Source organism: Methylomonas sp. 2BW1-5-20, assembly GCF_052474515.1.
In genome coordinates this window covers 3604344-3622697 of record NZ_CP184127.1, presented here as the reverse complement: position 1 = coordinate 3622697, position 18354 = coordinate 3604344, and the positions used below count along the sequence as shown (strand labels likewise).

General features: G+C 52.2%; 15 protein-coding genes. 8 read left to right on the top strand and 7 right to left on the bottom strand.

The genetic code is table 11. The features are described from left to right. Positions 1-90: 90 nt before the first annotated feature. On the bottom strand, positions 91-1005 hold the full coding sequence (locus ACH50O_RS16800; protein ID WP_446808898.1) for a diguanylate cyclase: 915 nt from the start codon (positions 1003-1005) through the stop codon (positions 91-93). Between the two features lie 274 nt (positions 1006-1279). Beyond that, positions 1280-2125 carry a polyamine aminopropyltransferase gene (speE, locus tag ACH50O_RS16795; protein WP_446808897.1) on the bottom strand — a complete coding sequence of 282 codons (846 nt, stop codon included), beginning with the start codon at positions 2123-2125 and terminating at the stop codon, positions 1280-1282. 83 nt (positions 2126-2208) lie between these two features. Here speE and speA point away from each other — a divergent pair, with 83 nt between their 5' ends. The 4 genes from speA (at position 2209) to ACH50O_RS16775 (ending at position 7943) form a co-directional block, all read left to right on the top strand. After that, on the top strand, positions 2209-4035 hold the full coding sequence (gene speA / locus ACH50O_RS16790) for a biosynthetic arginine decarboxylase (RefSeq protein WP_446808896.1): 1827 nt from the start codon (positions 2209-2211) through the stop codon (positions 4033-4035). Positions 4036-4154: 119 nt separating this feature from the next. After that, positions 4155-5012: an NAD(P)-dependent oxidoreductase gene (locus ACH50O_RS16785; RefSeq protein ID WP_446808895.1), complete on the top strand. Its 858-nt coding sequence runs from the start codon at positions 4155-4157 to the stop codon at positions 5010-5012. A 23-nt stretch (positions 5013-5035) separates the two neighbouring features. Further along, the gene (locus tag ACH50O_RS16780; RefSeq protein WP_446808894.1) at positions 5036-6355 is read left to right on the top strand and encodes a UDP-glucose dehydrogenase family protein; all 1320 of its coding nucleotides are present in this window, start codon (positions 5036-5038) and stop codon (positions 6353-6355) included. A 931-nt stretch (positions 6356-7286) separates the two neighbouring features. Beyond that, positions 7287-7943 carry a DUF4145 domain-containing protein gene (locus tag ACH50O_RS16775; RefSeq protein WP_446808893.1) on the top strand — a complete coding sequence of 219 codons (657 nt, stop codon included), beginning with the start codon at positions 7287-7289 and terminating at the stop codon, positions 7941-7943. A 335-nt stretch (positions 7944-8278) separates the two neighbouring features. On the opposite strand, the gene ACH50O_RS16770 is transcribed toward ACH50O_RS16775, so the two are convergent. After that, positions 8279-9673 carry an amino acid permease gene (locus ACH50O_RS16770; RefSeq protein WP_446808892.1) on the bottom strand — a complete coding sequence of 465 codons (1395 nt, stop codon included), beginning with the start codon at positions 9671-9673 and terminating at the stop codon, positions 8279-8281. Between the two features lie 13 nt (positions 9674-9686). Next, complete coding sequence (locus ACH50O_RS16765; RefSeq protein WP_446808891.1) at positions 9687-10442, bottom strand: pentapeptide repeat-containing protein; 756 nt, start codon at positions 10440-10442, stop codon at positions 9687-9689. A gap of 301 nt (positions 10443-10743) precedes the next feature. Here ACH50O_RS16765 and ACH50O_RS16760 point away from each other — a divergent pair, with 301 nt between their 5' ends. The 4 genes from ACH50O_RS16760 to ACH50O_RS16745 are packed head-to-tail and all read left to right on the top strand — an operon-like array spanning position 10744 to position 14693. After that, complete coding sequence (locus ACH50O_RS16760) at positions 10744-12183, top strand: UbiA family prenyltransferase (RefSeq protein WP_446808890.1); 1440 nt, start codon at positions 10744-10746, stop codon at positions 12181-12183. Between the two features lie 3 nt (positions 12184-12186). Beyond that, a complete protein-coding gene (locus ACH50O_RS16755) occupies positions 12187-12552 on the top strand; it encodes a hypothetical protein (RefSeq protein ID WP_446808889.1) in 366 nt (121 codons plus the stop codon). Further along, positions 12549-14213, top strand: a complete 1665-nt coding sequence (locus ACH50O_RS16750) for an ArnT family glycosyltransferase (protein ID WP_446808888.1) — start codon at positions 12549-12551, stop codon at positions 14211-14213. The genes ACH50O_RS16755 and ACH50O_RS16750 overlap by 4 nt, the downstream gene beginning before the upstream one ends. 15 nt (positions 14214-14228) lie before the next feature. Then, complete coding sequence (locus tag ACH50O_RS16745) at positions 14229-14693, top strand: DciA family protein (RefSeq protein WP_446808887.1); 465 nt, start codon at positions 14229-14231, stop codon at positions 14691-14693. Positions 14694-14894: 201 nt separating this feature from the next. Here the strand turns inward: ACH50O_RS16745 and lpxC are convergent, their stop codons facing one another. The 3 genes from lpxC to ftsA form a co-directional block, all read right to left on the bottom strand. Further along, the gene (lpxC, locus tag ACH50O_RS16740; RefSeq protein ID WP_446808886.1) at positions 14895-15821 is read right to left on the bottom strand and encodes a UDP-3-O-acyl-N-acetylglucosamine deacetylase; all 927 of its coding nucleotides are present in this window, start codon (positions 15819-15821) and stop codon (positions 14895-14897) included. A gap of 108 nt (positions 15822-15929) precedes the next feature. Continuing rightward, complete coding sequence (gene ftsZ, locus ACH50O_RS16735) at positions 15930-17090, bottom strand: cell division protein FtsZ (RefSeq protein WP_020483770.1); 1161 nt, start codon at positions 17088-17090, stop codon at positions 15930-15932. 23 nt (positions 17091-17113) lie between these two features. Beyond that, positions 17114-18340 carry a cell division protein FtsA gene (gene ftsA / locus ACH50O_RS16730; RefSeq protein WP_020483769.1) on the bottom strand — a complete coding sequence of 409 codons (1227 nt, stop codon included), beginning with the start codon at positions 18338-18340 and terminating at the stop codon, positions 17114-17116. Positions 18341-18354: the final 14 nt, after the last annotated feature.

The following is an 18354-nucleotide window of genomic DNA, read 5'->3' as shown; positions in this document are numbered from 1 at the left end:
CCGACAGTAACTCACGGTGCGGATAAATGCAAATACCATGTAAAGCTAGCGGTTTCGATTCCGCCAAGTTAATCAGGCTATGAATAGCGACTATCGAATGTCTATTTCAACCCGATTGCGGCCGTTTTTCTTGGCGCGGTACAAAGCGTTGTCGGCGGTCTGGATGATGGCTTCCAGCGAGGAGTCTGAGGCTATTTGATGCGAGCAGAGCCCTATGGAAATAGTGGTGGGGATGGTAAAGCTTTGATATTGAAATATGTGGTGCATTACCGTCAGTCGAATTCTTTCCGCCAATGCAGCGCAGGCGTCCGCCGAAGCGTCGCGTAGCAACATGATAAATTCTTCGCCGCCGTAGCGAGCCAGTAAATCTTCCTGCCGCATTTCCGCTTGCAGAATTTTGGCTAAATCTTTTAGAACCTGATCGCCGGCAAGGTGACCAAAATTGTCGTTGGTCAGTTTAAAGTGGTCAGCGTCGCACATCATCACTGTCAGCCGGGCTTGGTTGCGTTTACAAAAAGCCAGTTCCTGCTGAGCCCGTAAAATGAAGGCATTGCGGTTTAGCACATTAGTCATCGAGTCTATATTCGCCGCCTCGTAAAGCGCCTGTTCCAGCTTTGCCTCGCTGAATTTTTTATAATCGATTTTCAAATAGGTGTCGCCGATGCGGATCCGGTCGAGCAACTCGATTTTGTGTTTGACCACGCGTTTGCCGTTGACGTAAGTGCCGTTAGTGGAATTTAAGTCTTCCAGCAGGATATGGGTGCGATGCACGGACAGCATGCCGTGGCGCCTGGATATTTTGGGATCTCGAATCATAATGTCGGCGGCCGGTTCACGGCCGAACACATGCTGGCTACTATGCAATTTGAACTGTTTGCCTTGTTCGCTGCCGGTTAAAACGACCAGATACGGTTCAAGTTCCGTAGCGTCGCGACTGCTTTCCGATAACTTGCCCACCAAGGTATCGGCTAAGTTATGTTGAGTTTTGTCGGGAGGTGTCGTCATCGGCTTAGCTCTAATCGTCCCCTGTCGTTTGCCATTGAAATGAGATTGAGGATATCCGTTCCAATCCAATAGTTGGCTGCATTACGCGGAATGTAGGCTCGCTGCGGTAAAACTGTCGGCGAATCCTTGCCGGCCCTGCAGTGTCGCAGATAGCCGGAATGCTATCAAGCCGGCCACTGTCGAATCGCCCGTTCGGCCAAGCCATTTGCGGAGATGGCCGTGTTGGTGCGAGGAGAAAAGCCGAAGCATTCCAGCTTCGGCTTCACGATGAAATTTAAACGAAGGCTTTTTTGAAAAACTCAGGCATTGCCAGGCTGGCTTTGTGGATGTCGCTATTGTAATAAACCGTGTCAAAGCCCTTCTTGGCGGCATCCTGCTCGCGGAATTTAGACAGATCGGTTTTGCTGGCCATTGTGGCGCTCCACCAGCCCGACGGATAAATGCATTGCGGAAAGAATACAGTTTGGAAGTTTGCAAATCCGCCGGCTTTCATCTCCTCGCGCATTTCCTTCAGGATTTTCATATGCAGCAAAGCCGATTCGCTTTGTTGCACTACAATGCCGTTCTCGCTCAAGGCTCTGTAGCAATCTTTATAAAAATCGGCGCAGAACAAGCCTTCGGCGGGGCCGACCGGGTCGGTGCTATCGACGATAATGATGTCCACGCTGTTCGGCGCGGCGTCTTTCACCCATTTAATGCCGTCGATGAATTTCAGATCGGCGCGCGGATCGTTGTTGGACTCGCACAGTTCCGGAAAATAGATTTCCGCCAAGCGGGTGACGCGTTCGTCGATGTCGATTTGCACCGCTGATTCAACGCCGGGATGCTTCAACACTTCGCGGAGGGTGCCGCAGTCGCCGCCGCCGATAATCAACACGTTTTTTGGATTGGGATGGGTAAACAACACCGGGTGGCTGATCATCTCGTGATAAAAGAAATTATCGCGGGTGGAGACCATGGTGCAGCCGTCGATCACCATCAGATTACCGAATTGTTCGGTTTCGTAGATTTCCAGAAACTGAAATTCGGATTGCTCCTCGTGGAGTTTACGGGTGATTTTTAATGAAAAGGCGGTACCGGTAGCGGTTTGCGCTTCGCTGAACCATTGGTCGTCGAGCATGATGAAGTCCTGTAAAAAGTCATATAACGTTCATCATTATACTTTAGAATTTCTACCTCTTTATGACAGTCCGAGTAGAACGCGTGCCAATACAACCCTGGTCGATTGAACAGTCCAAACAGCTTTACGCTATCCAGCAATGGGGTAACGGTTATTTTTCGATTAACGACCAAGGCCATGTTTGCGTGAAACCGCAAGCCGATTGCGCCACCGAAATCGATCTGTTCGACATTGCCCAAGCCTTGCGGGACAAGGGTTTGAATTTTCCGGTGCTGGTGCGCTTTACCGATATTTTGCGCGACCGCATTAGGCAGTTGCAGCAGGCATTCGATCATGCGAGAGCCGCGTATTCTTACAGAGGGCATTACACGCCGGTTTATCCGATCAAGGTTAATCAGCAAGGCAATGTGGTGGAAAGCATCGTTGCCGCCGAGCATATCGGCCTGGAAGCCGGCAGCAAACCGGAATTGCTGGCGATTTTGGGTCTGGCAAAGCGCGGCGGCACCATCGTTTGTAACGGTTACAAAGACCGGTTTTATATCCGCATGGCCTTGATGGGGCAGTTGATGGGTCTGTCAGTGTTCATTGTCATCGAAAAACCGTCCGAGCTGGAGATGATCATCGAAGAAGCCGCTAAATTAAAGGTAACGCCTTTGATCGGTTTGCGGGTGCGGCTATCGACCATCAGCGCCGGCAAATGGCAAAACAGCGGCGGCGAAAAATCCAAATTTGGTTTGCACGCCAGCGAAGTCTTGCAACTGATCGCCCGCCTGAAGCAATTGGATATGCTGAATTGTTTGCAGCTGATGCATTTTCATATGGGCTCGCAGATCGCCAATATCCACGACATCAAATTGGCCTTGAAAGAAGCTGGCCAGTTTTATCTGCAATTGCATAAACTCGGCGCCAATATCACCACGGTGGATGCCGGCGGTGGCTTGGGTGTGGACTACGACGGCAGCGGTTCGCGGCGCGAATGCTCGATCAACTATAGCGTGAAGGAGTACGCGGAAAACATCGTTCGCGCCTTTGCGGAAGTGGCCCAGCAACACGGATTGCCGCAGCCCAATATCATTACCGAATCCGGCCGGGCCATCACCGCCCACCATGCGGTATTAATTACCAACGTCACCGAAGTGGAAAGCCTGCAAGGCGCTGCGGCGGCAGTGCAGATTAGCGGGCAGAATATCGCCGAGGCCTATCACAATGCCCAATTCAACATGGCCGAAGCCCGTGCCCAGTTCGTGCAAGGTGATTTGTCGCTGACCGAGTTGGCGGAAGCAGAAAAGCATTACGTGAGTTTATGTCAGCAAATTCAGCGCGAGTTGAACCTGGATAATCATCATCACCGGGAAATTTTGCAGGAATTGGACGAAAAGCTGGCCGACAAGGTGTTCTGCAATTTTTCCTTGTTTCAATCGATGCCGGACATTTGGGGTATAGATCAGATTTTTCCTATCATGCCCATCCATCAGCTGGAACAACAGCCCGGCCGGCGCGCGGTCCTGCAAGATTTAACCTGCGATTCCGACGGCCGTATCGATCAATATGTCGATCATCAAAATATCGCTAACACCATGCCGCTGCATAGCATTGCCGAAGATCAGGATTACCTGATCGGCTTTTTCATGGTGGGTGCTTATCAGGAGATTCTCGGCGATATGCATAATTTGTTCGGCGACACCCATTCGATCAATATCGAACTGGACGAACAGGGTTATCGTTTCGGCGATTTCATGGAGGGCGAGGATGTCAGCGAGTTGCTAGACTACGTGCATATCAATACTGAAGCCTTGAAAACGGCTTATCGGCAAAAGCTCGATGGCAGTGGCTTGTCGGTCGAGCAAAAGCAGGATTTCGAGCGGGAACTGCTGACCGGATTGAATGCTTATACCTACCTGGAAAAATAAGCGAGGCGATAGCAGATTCGGCATTGCAACAGCATGCAGCCCTGTAAACCGGCGGCACGGTCTGCCGTTGCCGGACTAAGGCGCTATAATTGCCGGGTTAACACTATGGGGGATGTGATATGCAGGTAGGATTGATCGGATTGGGGGCAATGGGCCAGGGTATGGCACGCAATCTTGCCAAGGCCGGATACTTGACTGCAGTTTACAATCGTACCCTGAGCAAAGCCGAGGCGTTAGCGGCGGAATTGCAAATCCAGGCACGCGAAAGTATCGAACAGCTGGCTACTGAAACAGACCTGCTCTTGATATGCGTGTCGGCAGACAAAGACGTGTTGATGGTGGTGGATGCTATCGCCAAAACTATCAGGCCGGGTTGTGCGGTGGTGGACATGTCCACGGTTAGCAGCGAGACTGCAACACTGGCGGCAGCCAAACTGAAAGAAAAACAAGCGGCTTTCCTCGATGCCCCGGTGTCGGGCGGCGTGGAAGGGGCCAACAAGGGCACGCTGGCGATGATGGTCGGAGGCGAAGCCGATGTGCTGGAACGAGTGCGTCCGGTACTGGCGGCGATGACAGCCCGTATCGAACATCTCGGTGGTGTCGGCGCTGGACAAGCTTGCAAGGCAGTGAACCAAATCATGTGCGCAGGGATTAACCAAGCAGTGACCGAAGCCTTGGCCTTTGCGGAGGCCCAGGGCTTGCCTATGGCGAAAGTAATAGAGATTATCGGCGGCGGTGCGGCCGGTAACTGGTTCTTGCAGCATCGCGGTAAGACCATGACCCAAAATCAATTTGCGCCGGGTTTTAAATTGGCGCTTCATCATAAAGACTTAAAAATTGCCCAGCATATGGCGCAGCATGCCGGCGTGGGTTGTCCGTTGACCGTCGCCACGCTGGCGGATTATGCCAAGCTGATGGCAAAAGGTTATGGCGACGAGGATATTTCCGCGTTGTATCGGTTGAAACAGAAACGATAATTCTTAGTTTACAAGGTGTAACAATGAAAATTACAGTGTTTGGCAGCGGTTATGTGGGATTGGTAACGGGCGCCTGTTTGGCCGAAGTGGGCAATCAAGTGCTGTGCATGGACGTCGATCAGCGCAAAATCGACCAACTCAAACAAGGCATTATCCCGATCTACGAGCCGGGTCTGGACGAGATGGTCAAGGACAACGTCGCCGCCGGCCGCTTGAGCTTTACTACCGATGTGAAGGAAGCCGTGGACTTCGGTTTGTTTCAATTCATCGCCGTCGGCACCCCGCCGGACGAAGACGGCTCCGCCGATTTGAAATACGTGCTGGCGGTGGCGAAAAGCATCGCCGAACATATGAACGATTACAAAATCGTGGTCGATAAGTCCACCGTACCGGTCGGCACCGCCGATAAAGTCAAACAGGCGATTAATGCCGTATTGACCGAGCGCAGTCAGGACTTGGAGTTCGACGTCGTCTCCAATCCGGAGTTTTTGAAAGAAGGCTCGGCGCTGGACGATTTTATGAAGCCGGACCGGATCATCATCGGTACCGACAATCCCAGAACCGCCGAGTTGTTGAAGGCGTTGTACGCGCCATTCAACCGCAGCCGGGAACGGGTAATCACGATGGACATTCGTTCCGCCGAGCTGACCAAATACGCCGCCAACGCGATGCTGGCCACCAAAATCAGCTTTATGAACGAACTGGCCAACTTGGCGGAAAGATTGGGCGCAGATATTGAAAACGTCCGCCACGGCATAGGCTCCGACAGCCGTATCGGTTACAGCTTTATCTATCCCGGCTGCGGCTATGGTGGTTCCTGCTTTCCAAAAGATGTCAAAGCCCTGGAACGCACCGCTCGCGATTACGGCTATCAAGCCGAACTGCTCAGCGCGGTGGAAAACGTCAACGACCGGCAAAAACATCGTTTGTTCGAAAAAGTCTCCGCACATTACCCAAGCGGCGTAAAAGGTAAAACCTTTGCGTTGTGGGGGTTGGCGTTTAAGCCCAACACCGACGACATGCGCGAAGCCCCCAGCCGGGTCTTGCTGGAAGCCCTGATCGATGCCGGCGCGACAGTGCGAGCCTACGACCCGGAAGCGATGGAAGAAGCGCAGCGCATCTACGGCGAGAAAGCCGGTCTGGTGTATTGCGCCAAGCAGGCCGACACCTTAAGCGATGTGGATGCGTTGATCATCGTCACCGAATGGAAACAGTTCCGCAGCCCGGATTTCGATGACTTGGGCCGCTTGTTGAAAGACAAGGTGATATTCGATGGGAGGAATATGTACGAGCCGAGGTTGGTGAGGCAGTTTGGGTTGCAGTATTACGCGATTGGGCGTTGATTAGTTTTTTATTGGATTCCGTTCGAGTTGAGTTTGTCGAAGGGCTATTGAGGTTAAGGTGTCGCTGGCGCGACGGCTTGATTTAATGTCGGGTCTCGGCCCGACAGCCGAGGTACTTTCTTTTGCTCCGCCAAAAGAAAGTACCCAAAGAAAAGGCGGCCCGAATGCCGCTTTTTTCCTGCGCTCCGAAGCTTTTATCGAGGGTCGGCAGAAGGGGCTTCCCGGCCCCTCCGCCGACGCACCGCATCCATGCGCTGCCCCTTCGGGCTGATCTCGATAAAAGCTTCGGTGCTCGGCGCGGCATACGGGAGTACTCCCGCTCCAAATTTGGCAGTTTGTTATTTACAAAGCTTGGTAGGGCGCATTAGCGATAGCGTAATGCGCCGGATGATTTAAGGTCAACATACGGCGCAATACGGCTACGCCTATTGACGCCCTACGAATTGCGCCTTACGGCCTTGGAGAGGGTTGGGGTGAGGAGTGTTAAAGGTGTCGCTGGCGCGACGGCTTTAATTTAATGTCGGGTCTCGGCCCGACAGCCTAGGTACTTTCTTTTGCTCCGCCAAAAGAAAGTACTCAAAGAAAAGGCGGCCCGGATGCCGCTTATTCCCTGCGCTCCGAAGCTTTCGCCGGGGGTTGACGAAAGGGGCTTCCTGCCCCTTCGTCAACGTGCGGCATCCCTGCCGCACCCCTTCGGGCGGTTCCCGTCGAAAGCTTCGGTGCTCGGCGCGGCATACGGGACAAAACCATCCATTGATTTGGCGGTTGTGTAGAATTGGAAGCTATAGGGTACATAGCGCCAACGTATTGCACCCATTTGAAGGCCAACATTCGGTGTCATACGGCTAACGCCTATCATATCCTATGCATTGAGGCTTATGCGGTTCCGCTTTTATTGCTTGTTCTTTTAACTAATTGTTAGCCATAAATTATGCTTAGAGAAACCTTTGCACGCCGTTTTACTGAATTGGAGGCGAGTTTTTCTTCCATCGTTTTCACGCCTTATGGCGCGGGAAGGTCTGACAGGCGGGTTGCAGACGGGCAATGGGAAAAATGGGCGACAAGCGCACAAAGCCTAATTCGTGCAGTATTTGGAGAGCTATCTCCTCACTATCAAAACTTTCTCAAGGCATATGGGAACTGCCGTGGAGCAGAACATAGTGTAAGAACTTTGAATGCACTATTTCTCAGCGCAAAAGAGGACTTTGAGGGCGGTTATGTATTCGATGTTGAGTTAAGGGTTTCCGGTGAGGTATTCGGCGATTTTATAGCGCTCGCCCGCAAATCTCTTACTGAAGGACACAAAGACGTTGCAGCCGTTCTTGCCTGTGCTGCACTCGAAGATGCCCTTAAGCGATTTGCTTATGCCAATGGACTTGTTGTCGGAGACAAGACCATGCAAGAAGTAGTAAATGCATTGAAGTCGGCAGGCCTTGTTATGGGTGCTCAGAAGACTCTGCTGGACGCGATGCCTAGAATTAGAAACCTTTCTATGCATGCTGAGTGGGACAAAATCGCCGAACCAGATGTAAGCAGCGTATTGGGTTTCGTGGAACAATTCCTGCTGTTAAAGTTCAGCCATGGCTAACGCAGCGTGGTTCTATCCCGTATGCCGCGCCGAGCACCGGAGCTTTTGAACGGATTAGCCCGTTAGGGGCGATGCATGGATGCATCGCGTTGCCGAAGGGGCAGGAAGCCCCTTTCGGCGACCCCGTTCAAAAGCTTCGGAGCGCAGGAGAGAAGCGGCATCCGGGCCGCCTTTTCTTTGGATACTTTCTTTTGGCGGAGCAAAAGAAAGTATCGCGGCCGTCGGTCCGCGAACCGACATTAAAACCAGCCGTCGCGCCAGCGACACATCACATTAGCCCTTCGACCAACTCAGCGTGAATGGACTAGAGTTGTAAGCCAGTCAGCCCAAAAAAGTTAGGAAGACCGAAGCTGACTATGCTTCACCCCATATCCAAAATAAATCAAAAACCCAATCAACAACCAAACAAACAACCTAATCCAAGTATCAGCCGGCAAACCCGCCATCAAACTCAAACACACTAAAATCCCGCCAATCGGCACATAAGGCACGGCCGGGCATTTGAAATGGCGCTCCATTTCCGGATGGCTGTTCCGCAAAATCCAGACGCCGCCGCAGACCAGTACGAACGCAAACAAAGTGCCGATACTGACCAATTCGCCGAGCTTTTCGATGGGCATAAAGCCTGCCAGCAAAGACACGGCGACGCCGACCAGAATGGTGGATAAATGCGGGGTTTGAAATTTGGGATGCACTTGGGCGAACAGCGGCGGCAGCAGTTGGTCTTTAGCCATTGAGAAGAAAATCCGGCTTTGGCCCATCAGCAGCACCAGCATGACCGAGGTCAGGCCGGCGATGGCGGCGATTTTAATGATGGGCGATAGCCAGCTCATGCCGACATGATCCACCGCCAGCGCAATCGGCGCCGGCACGTTTAATTGCGTGTAAGGAATTATGCCGGTCAATACGCCGGCTACCAGTATGTAAAGCAGGGTACAGACCGCCAGCGAGGCGATGATGCCGATGGGCACGTCGCGTTGCGGGTTGATGGCTTCCTGCGCGGCGGTGGAAACCGCGTCGAAGCCAATGTAAGCAAAGAAAATCACGCCGGCGCCGGTCAACACGCCGCCGAAACCGAAAGGGGTGAAATCGGCCCAGTTTTCGGTTTGGATATGCCCGGAGCCGGCGACGATGAAGACCACGATCACCGATAGCTTGATCAAGACCATCACGAAGTTGAAGATCGCCGACTGGCGGATGCCGATTACCAACAAGCCGGTCAGCAATAAAATGATGGTTACGGCCGGTAAGTTAATGAAGCCGGCTGCGGGATTGGCCAGATAGGCCATGGTCAGATAAGTGGGTAAATGTACGCCCAGGTTCTCCAGAAAACTGGTGAGGTAGCCGGCCCAGCCTATCGCGACGGTGCTGCTGGCGAGGGCGTATTCCAGTATCAAATCCCAGCCGATGATCCAGGCCATCAGCTCGCCCATCGTCGCGTAGGCGTAGCTGTAAGCACTGCCGGAAACCGGGATCATCGCCGCCAGTTCGCTATAACACATCGCAGCCAAGCCGCAGGCGATACCGGCCAATATGAACGATATGACGATAGCTGGTCCGGCGTATTTGGCGGCGGCGATGCCGGTCAGGACGAAGATGCCGGCGCCGATGACCGCGCCTATGCCCAGGATGGTTAAATCCTTGGCAGTGAGGGTTTGCTTTAGACCGTGTTCCACATCGGTCAAGGCCTCGACGGATTTGCGTTGCAGTAATTGCTTGGGGATTTGCATGGAGTGGTCTCGATTATTTGGAAGGGGTGGGCTTTACCGAATCGGGCAGGTTTTTCGCGCCGTCAAAATTGGTGCCGGTCGTGACGGCTTCGGTGAAAATCGCATCGTGCAGTTTGGCGTGCGAGAAATTGGCGTTGGTCAGGTTGGCGCCGGTCAGGTTTACACCATCCATCTCAGCGGAGTAAAAGTCGGCGTTTTGTAAATTGGCGTTATTCAGTTTGGCGTGTTTTAACATCGCGCGGCCGAGCTGGGCATTGCTGAGGTTAGCGCCGGTCAAGTTGGCGCCTTTCAGGCTGGCGCGCATTAGGCCCATCGATTGATTCTTCATGTCCGCCGCCCATTGCACATTGCTGAGATTGGAGTGGCTCAAATTGGCGCCGTCCATGATGGCGACCACGCGGCTGCCGCTCATGTCGGCATTGCTTAAATCGGCGTGCATCAGGCTGACGCCGAATATGCTGGTGTTAGCTAGATTGGCTGCGCTGAGCTTGATATTGGTCATGACCGTTAAATCCAGCGTCAGGCCTTGCAGATTGCTTTTGTTTAGATTGGATCGCCTCAGATCGGCGCCCCACAAATCGGCATTGCGAAAATCCAGATTGGATAAGTCCAGGTCGGTTAGGTCTTTACGGCGCAGGTCGGCCGGATGCTGTTTGTCGGCTTTGGCCAACAGTTGTTCTACTTGAGCGCGGGTGAGATCGGCGGCATAGACTAAGCTTTGGTTGGCAAGAACTAGCGCTAGTAATAATTTGATCGGTAAATTTGGCATAAAACCTCCGCAATATTGTCATCATTGGCTGGGAGAATTCGCTTGAATATTTTGCCGATAGTTCAAACGCATTTTCCGGTGCTTTATTGGATTTGCTGATAGTAACAGGGTGGCAGACAGACTCAACGAGAAAATGTAGCGGGAATCTTGGGAGGGATGGTTTGGATAAGAATCGGCTTGAGTTTGCTTGCGGACTCAGTTAAACGTAGCTAACGGAATTGCTGTTACATTACAATGCGTTCGAGGGGTCGGGTATCGCCGATTTGTCAGCCTTGCATCAATCACCTTATAGAAACATAACATGACGGAAACATTGCTTGCCCCATTGATCGTGGATTTGGACGGCACTCTGACGCTTACCGATACGTTGATCGAATCGGTAATAACGGTCTGTAAACGACAGCCGATGGCTATATTCAAGTTGCCTATTTGGTTATTAAAAGGGCGAGCCGCTTTTAAAGCTAGGGTTGCAAATACGGCGTCGTTGACGGTGGAAAGCCTGCCCTATCGCAGCGATTTACTGGAATATCTGCGGGCGGAAAAGCGTCGAGGTCGGCGGCTGGTATTGGCTACCGCGGCGCATATCGATATTGCCGATGCGGTAGCTCAACACCTGAATTTGTTCGACCAAGTGCTAGGTAGCGATGAAAATCTTAACCTAAAAGGCGCGAATAAGCTGGAGGCCATCCGGCAGGCTGTAGGGTCGAGTTTTGTCTATGCCGGTGACAGTAAGGCCGATCTGCCGATCTGGCAAGCCGCGCAAGCCGCAATACTGGTCAATACTTCAAAAGCGGTTGCCAAGACTGTCAGACAAAATACGCCTGTAGAACAAGAGTTCGCTGCCAAGACTAATCAACTTCGTTTGTGGCTCCGCGCTTTGCGGGTGCACCAATGGTTGAAAAATCTGTTGATATTTGTACCCTTGCTGACGGCTTTTTCGTTTCAGGACTTCGACAAATTAGAGGCGGCGATTCTGGGGTTTTTTGCGTTTTCGCTGGCGGCATCCGCGACTTACATGGGTAACGATTTGTGGGATCTGGACAGCGACCGAAACCACCCACGCAAGAAATTCAGGCCGTTTGCCAGTGCCGAATTGCCGATTCTGAAAGGTCTTGCCGCAGCTTGCGGTTTGTTAGCGTTGGGCTTGGTGGTGGCGTTTAACGTATCCCAGGCCTTTCTGGGAATGTTGTTGCTCTACCTGACGATAACAACCACCTATACTTGGTTGCTTAAGACGTATGTACTGGTCGACGTGATGGTGTTGTCGCTGTTATACACGTTGAGGATTATTGCCGGTTCCGTGGCTGCCGCCGTTAACACCAGTTCCTGGCTATTGGCGTTTTCGGTGTTTATCTTTTTTAGTCTGGCCTTGGTAAAGCGCTGTTCGGAATTAGTAGTGTTACAACAGAAGGGGCGCGACACCACCCACGGCCGCGACTACCGGACGGCGGATTTAGTGGTGCTTTGGCCGTTGGGCGTCAGTTCGGCGTTGAGTGCGGTGGTGGTATTCGGCTTGTTTATCAGCGCCGCCGAGACCCAGGCCCGCTATCTGAATCCGCAAATATTATGGTTTGTGGCGATAGGCTTGATTTATTGGCTGGCGCGCTTGTGGATAAAGACCGCGCGCGGCGAAATGCATGACGATCCGCTGGTGTTTGCAGTCCGCGACAACGGCAGCCGGATTACGATTCTGCTAATGCTGATAGCCGTGCTTGCGGCTCATTTTTTACATTTGGAATAAACCATGCAAATTCTTCTGATCGCTATTTTTAGCATCGTACTTTCGGTTGCCGCGCAGTTTATGTTGAAACTCGGCATGTCTAGTCTGGATGTCAAACAAGTCATGGCCGGACCAATAACGCCGCGTCTGCCGTGGATTGTGTTGACCAACAAATTTGTATTCGCCGGGTTTGCCCTATACGGTTTTGGTGCGGTGGTCTGGCTGAAAGTGTTGGCTTCCTGGGATGTTAGCAAGGCCTATCCTCTGGTTGGTTTGGGCTTCGCCCTGACCGTGCTGGTCGGCATGTTGCTCGGCGAGACGGTTACCGCCTTCCGGGTATTGGGCATCCTGTTGATTTGCGAAGGTGTTTGGCTGGTGGCAAATTCATGAGCGGGTTGCTCAACACGCTCTCGGGAAAGTTAATGCAATCCGGCAACGCAAAGCCACTGACATATTCCGTATTGGTAGTTATTTCCCTGCTAATAGCGGCGCATCTGTTTTACCGCTCACCCATATTTCCTTTTTCTCCGGATAGCGCCAGTTATATCGAGCAGGCAAGGAATCTGATTGAAAATGGAAACGCCTTAAATACCCCTTACGGATTGAGTCCGGCGGATAGCGATCAAGTTGAAAACAGGTTGTTTCCAATAGGTTATGCATTGGTGCTGGCTGTGATCTCCAGTTTGGGTTTAGACGCGAAATATTCGTCTGTTGCTCTTGCGTATTTGTCGGCGGCAATCCTGCCGTGGTTGCTGTTTTTCGGCTTCCGCAAGGCTTTAGGCTATGTGGGGGCGCTATTCCTGGTGGTATTGGTTCTGTCTTCTCCAGGGGTGTTGGGACAGGCTCCGATGGGGCTTACCGATGTTTTTTCATTGTCACTGGCGGTAGCGGCGATAGGGCTAATCCTGAACGCTAACAGGCTGTTGGCTTATTTTGCCGCGGGTGTGTTCGCGGGTGTGGCGTATGCGGTCAGAAACGTTCACTTGGCGCTGCTCGTGACGTTTGCACTGTATTTTTGCTATTGCTGGGTCGTGGCTGATAAGCGCGAGCGGGGATTAGTCGTCCGCCAGGCCGTTGGAACGTTCTCGGGAATCGGCATTGTCGTATTTCCGCTATTGATTAGAAATATTATTCTATTTGGGGCGGCAAATCCTTATCAAATGGAGCAAAGCACGATAGGTGTTGTCGAGAATGTGCGAACTTACATCGAAGCATTAACCAAGGATTTGTTGGCATGTGGAGAATGCGCGCGTTATTTCGCTTGGTCCATGCCCGGCTTATTCTTGCTCCTTGTAACGGCTTTAGTTATCTGCTGGTGGCTACGCAAGTATGTATGGCGTAATTTGAATAATTTGGAACGAAATACCTTAGTTATTTCCGCCGTTTACTTTATTGTCGGCTCATGCGTTGTGATTGCTGCCCGCAGCCGCTATCAATGGGGCGAACCAATTAATCTTCGTCATACATTGCAATATACGCCTTTTTTACTGGTCGTTTTACTGATGTCGACGTTCAGGCTGCCAAGGCAGTTACTCGATTATCGTAGTTCATCGGTCAGAAATATTCTGATGCTGATTTTATTTTGTTTTCATGTGGCTTATTCTTTGACGGCAGAGAATTTTCAACGTAAGGATAAAGCGTTTTACCCCAATTTATTAAGTGCATATGAGCTTGGAAAAGCTCATTTGTGTGCGCAAGAATCTAATGTTTTTTTAGTTTCAAACTGGGCCTATGTGTTCCGTATCGAATGTGGCGCGAAAGTCAGGCAAATAGAGGCCGTTAGTCATTACGGCGATAGTGCGAAAGGGTTGCAACCTTTGATGTCGCCGAAGGACGATCATGATTCGTTAATGAGGGTGATAAGCGTCATTAAGGAACAGACCGGGACACGGCCAATTCATGTCGGTTTTTTCCCCGGTTCCTTTGGCGTAAAAGCGCAGGATTTGCCAGTTTCAGACCCCATGCAAAAACAACTGCTGGATAACGGATGGTTAATTATTCGTAATGATCAACGCGGTTTGCTTTTAGAGCATCCGCAATCTGGATCGTAACGGAAAGCATTTTTTATGCGCACAAACGGCAAAGGGTACTTTAAAGCTGCCCTGGATCATGGAAATAATCAGCTGGCCTTATGTTTTGACAAAATCGCGGCGCAACAAGCCTTACTAGTCATCGTCAGGAGTGCCTTGCCTCGGGAAATTGCCGAGCATGCCGTGCATTGCGTGGCGTCGGGTTCGCAAATGCTGTTGTACAGCGATTCGGCGAATTGGGCTTCGCAAATACGCTTTTTCAATCGGGCCATTTTGGACAAGTTACATACTGCCGGTCAGCAATATATCGTGCGCTTACAGGTACGCATCGTGCCGCCGATGGCGGAAATGGCTAGGCCGAAACGTGGGCCGCGCTTGCCGTCAGCGGAAAATGTCGGTTTGATTTGCGATCAATCGCAACGGGGCGATGAGCAAGACGTGCTGGGTGCGGCGCTGGCGCGCTTGGGGGCGGCGCTTAGCAAGCGCTTGCGGGACGGTTAGTCCAGCAAGGTGAATCGCTCCAAAATCGCGATTTAGCCGTTCTTATCGGTTTTTGATGCTATTGGTTGGCCCAATGTCGGATCGGCTTTGCTCGGCCATTTCGGAAAGCATCGATTGGAATACGGTATTGAAAATACCGCAGTAGAATGGGGACGGGGAGGCAAGATGCCTCCGCCGTTAACCTGGAGCGAAAATAAGGTTTTAGCCTGTCGCTCTAACTGAAGTCTGAGCGGAATGCATGAAAGAAATCGGTGCTTCCTCGGCATTGTCGAAAGTCACCATTTCCCACGCGTCTTTATCGTTGAGCAGACTCAGCAACAATTTGTTGTTCAGCGCATGGCCCGATTTGAAGCCCTGATATTCGCCGATCAGGCTGTAGCCCAGCAAATACAAGTCACCGATGGCGTCGAGAATTTTGTGTTTCACAAATTCGTCTGCATAGCGCAAGCCGTCTTCGTTTAACACTTTATCGTCGTCCACCACGATGGCGTTATCCAGGCTGCCGCCCAGCGCCAGATTGTTCTCGCGTAAAAATTCAATGTCCTTCATAAAGCCGAAGGTGCGGGCCCGGCTGACTTCCTTCACAAACGTTGTCGAAGAGAAATCCATCACCGCTGTTTTCAAGTGCTCCGAAAACGCCGGATGTTCGAAATCGATGGTAAAGGTGACTTTAAAGCCATCGAACGGTTCGAATGCCGCCCATTTGTCGCCGTCTTCCACGCGGATTGCACGTTTGATGCGGATATATTGTTTGGGTACGTCCTGCTCGACCACGCCAGCCGATTGCAACAGAAACACAAACGGTCCGGCACTGCCGTCCATAATGGGTACTTCGGCGGCGCTGACGTCGACAATGGCGTTGTCTATGCCTAAACCGGCCAAAGCCGACAGCAAATGTTCGACGGTGGAAACCTTGACGCCGTCACGGACCAAAGTCGTGGACAACTTGGTTTCGCCGACATTCTCAGGGCGCGCGGCTATCATCACCGGCGTTTCCAGATCGACACGGCGAAAACGAATGCCGGTATCGGGTTCGGAAGGGTGCAGGGTCAGGTAGACCTTATCGCCGGTATGCAAACCGACGCCGGTGGCTCTGATGGTGTTTTTTAAAGTACGCTGTTTAATCATGAAATGCCGACAAATAGGTAAAACAAAGCCGGGGAGTCTATCACAGATTACGCGATAGCTCCCCCCGAACTTGGCTCAGCTGCCTCATAGACTTGCCGCAAGCGGCCCTTAGTCTGCTTGGCGTCTCAAGAAGGCCGGTACGTCCAAGTAATCCAGGTCCACATCGTTTCTAGGTTGCGCGCCGAAGCGAGATTCCCGAGCCGATTCCTGTTTTTGCTGGCGCACGATGGTCGGTTTGTCCAATTGATCGTAATTGATCTCACCGGCCGCGACTTTTTTCACCAAACTGATAGGCGAAGCGGCTTGTTTGGCTTTTTCACCCATACCGGTGGCGACGACGGTGACCTTAATTTCCTGGCCCATCGCTGGATTGACCGCCATACCGATTTTCATGTCGGCATCTTCGGACGCGAAAGCATGCATGATGCTGCCGATTTCGTCGAACTCGTTCAAGCCCAGATCGCCGTTGGAGGTGACGTTAACCAGAATGCCGCGCGCACCTTGCAGATTGTTGTCATCCAACAAAGGGCAGGCTATGGCTTTTTCCGCCGCCAAACGCGCGCGGTTTTCGCCGCTGGCAACACCGGTCCCCATGATCGCGCTGCCCATATTGGACATGACGGTTTTCACGTCGGCAAAGTCGACGTTCATCAGACCTGGGTGAGTAATCAGCTCGGTAATGCCTTGTACCGCATCGCGCAACACGTCGTTAGCCGCGCGGAAGGCTTCCACCAGCGATTTATTGTTGCCCAGAGTCGGCAGCAATTTTTGGTTCGGAATGATGATCAATGAATCGACCAGTTTTTCCAGTTCGCGCAAACCGGCATCGGCCACGCCCTTTTTCTTGGAGCCTTCAAAATCGAAAGGTTTGGATACGACGGCTACGGTCAGTACGCCCAGTTCTTTGGCGACTTCGGCGAACACAGCGATAGCACCAGTACCGGTACCGCCGCCCATGCCTGCGGTCAGGAACACCATGTCGGCGCCGGCGATGACTTCGCGGATGCGGTCGCGATTTTCTTCCGCTGCGGCTCTGCCTACTTCAGGACGAGTGCCTGCTCCCAGGCCTTTGGTTAGTTCTACACCCAATTGCACGATGGACTCTACGCTCATCTCCCGCAGCGCTTGGGCATCGGTGTTGGCGCAAATAAATTGCACGCCGTCGATACCGTCTTCCACCATGTGATTAACCGCGTTGCCGCCACCGCCACCTACGCCGATGACCTTGATAACCGCGGTGCCGCTACTATCCAATAATTCATATTTCATTTTCACACCCTCCAGACAAAAAATTAAAAATTTCCTTGAAACCAGCTTTTGATTTTTGATAACAGATCCGCGCCATCATCGTTCATGCCTAACGCCCGGCCGTGATGATCCTTGCCGTACAGCAACAAACCCACCGCGGTCGAATAAATCGGGTTTTCCGCTACATCGGTCAATCCGGATACATGTAGCGGTACCCCCATGCGAACCGGCATATGGAATATTTCCTCCGCCAACTCGACCAATCCCCTCACTTGCGAACTGCCGCCGGTAATTACCATGCCGGCCGCAATTAAATCTTCATACCCACTTCTTCTTAACTCTGCTTGTACCAACAACATCAATTCTTCATAACGCGGCTCGACAATTTCCGCCAGATTTTGCGCGGAGATTTTGCGGGGTTCGCGGTCGCCGATGCTGGGCACGGCGATGGTTTGTTGCGGGTCGGCCAATTGCGTCAACGCGCAAGCGTATTGGCGTTTGATTTCCTCCGCGTTTTTGGTCGGCGTCCGTAGCGCCACAGCAATGTCGTTGGTGACCTGATCCCCGGCGATGGGAATCACCGCCGTATGCTTGATGGCGCCTTCCGAGAAAATCGCAATATCGGTGGTGCCGCCGCCGATGTCGATCAGACACACGCCCAAGTCTTTCTCGTCGTCGGTCAAGACTGCCGCGCACGAGGCCAACTGCTCGAGCACGATATCGTCCACATCCAGCCCGCATTTACGGATGCATTTGACGATATTTTGTTCGGCACTGACGCTGCTGGTGACCATGTGCACTTTGGCTTCCAGGCGAATTCCGGACATGCCGATCGGCTCCTTGATGCCTTCCTGCTGATCGATCACAAACTCCTGCGGCAAGATATGCAGGATTTTCTGATCGGCCGGAATCGCCACCGCCCGCGCCGAATCGATCACGCGGTCGATGTCGTGTTGGGTGACTTCCTTTTCCTTAATCGCGACGATGCCGTGCGAATTCAGGCTTTTGATATGGCTGCCGGCAATGCCTGCAAACACCGATTTGATCTGGCAGCCCGCCATCAATTCGGCTTCTTCTATCGCGCGCTGAATGGAATGTACGGTCGATTCCAGATTGACCACGATGCCTTTTTTCAGGCCCTTGGACGGTGCGGTGCCGATACCGATCACTTCGATTTCGTCGCCACCCCGGTATTCACCGACGATGGCAGCGACTTTCGACGTGCCTATATCCAGCCCCACTAATAAATTTCGATCTGTCTTTTTGGCCATTGTTTATGCTCGGT

Excerpts from the sequence above, each read along its gene's own strand:
- ACH50O_RS16800 (WP_446808898.1), bottom strand. The coding sequence starts at position 1,005 with ATGACGACACCTCCCGACAAAACTCAACATAACTTAGCCGATACCTTG.
- speE (WP_446808897.1), bottom strand. The coding sequence starts at position 2,125 with ATGCTCGACGACCAATGGTTCAGCGAAGCGCAAACCGCTACCGGTACC.
- ACH50O_RS16785 (WP_446808895.1), top strand. The coding sequence starts at position 4,155 with ATGCAGGTAGGATTGATCGGATTGGGGGCAATGGGCCAGGGTATGGCA.
- ACH50O_RS16780 (WP_446808894.1), top strand. The coding sequence starts at position 5,036 with ATGAAAATTACAGTGTTTGGCAGCGGTTATGTGGGATTGGTAACGGGC.
- ACH50O_RS16775 (WP_446808893.1), top strand. The coding sequence starts at position 7,287 with ATGCTTAGAGAAACCTTTGCACGCCGTTTTACTGAATTGGAGGCGAGT.
- ACH50O_RS16770 (WP_446808892.1), bottom strand. The coding sequence starts at position 9,673 with ATGCAAATCCCCAAGCAATTACTGCAACGCAAATCCGTCGAGGCCTTG.
- ACH50O_RS16765 (WP_446808891.1), bottom strand. The coding sequence starts at position 10,442 with ATGCCAAATTTACCGATCAAATTATTACTAGCGCTAGTTCTTGCCAAC.
- ACH50O_RS16760 (WP_446808890.1), top strand. The coding sequence starts at position 10,744 with ATGACGGAAACATTGCTTGCCCCATTGATCGTGGATTTGGACGGCACT.
- ACH50O_RS16755 (WP_446808889.1), top strand. The coding sequence starts at position 12,187 with ATGCAAATTCTTCTGATCGCTATTTTTAGCATCGTACTTTCGGTTGCC.
- ACH50O_RS16750 (WP_446808888.1), top strand. The coding sequence starts at position 12,549 with ATGAGCGGGTTGCTCAACACGCTCTCGGGAAAGTTAATGCAATCCGGC.
- ACH50O_RS16745 (WP_446808887.1), top strand. The coding sequence starts at position 14,229 with ATGCGCACAAACGGCAAAGGGTACTTTAAAGCTGCCCTGGATCATGGA.
- lpxC (WP_446808886.1), bottom strand. The coding sequence starts at position 15,821 with ATGATTAAACAGCGTACTTTAAAAAACACCATCAGAGCCACCGGCGTC.
- ftsZ (WP_020483770.1), bottom strand. The coding sequence starts at position 17,090 with ATGAAATATGAATTATTGGATAGTAGCGGCACCGCGGTTATCAAGGTC.
- ftsA (WP_020483769.1), bottom strand. The coding sequence starts at position 18,340 with ATGGCCAAAAAGACAGATCGAAATTTATTAGTGGGGCTGGATATAGGC.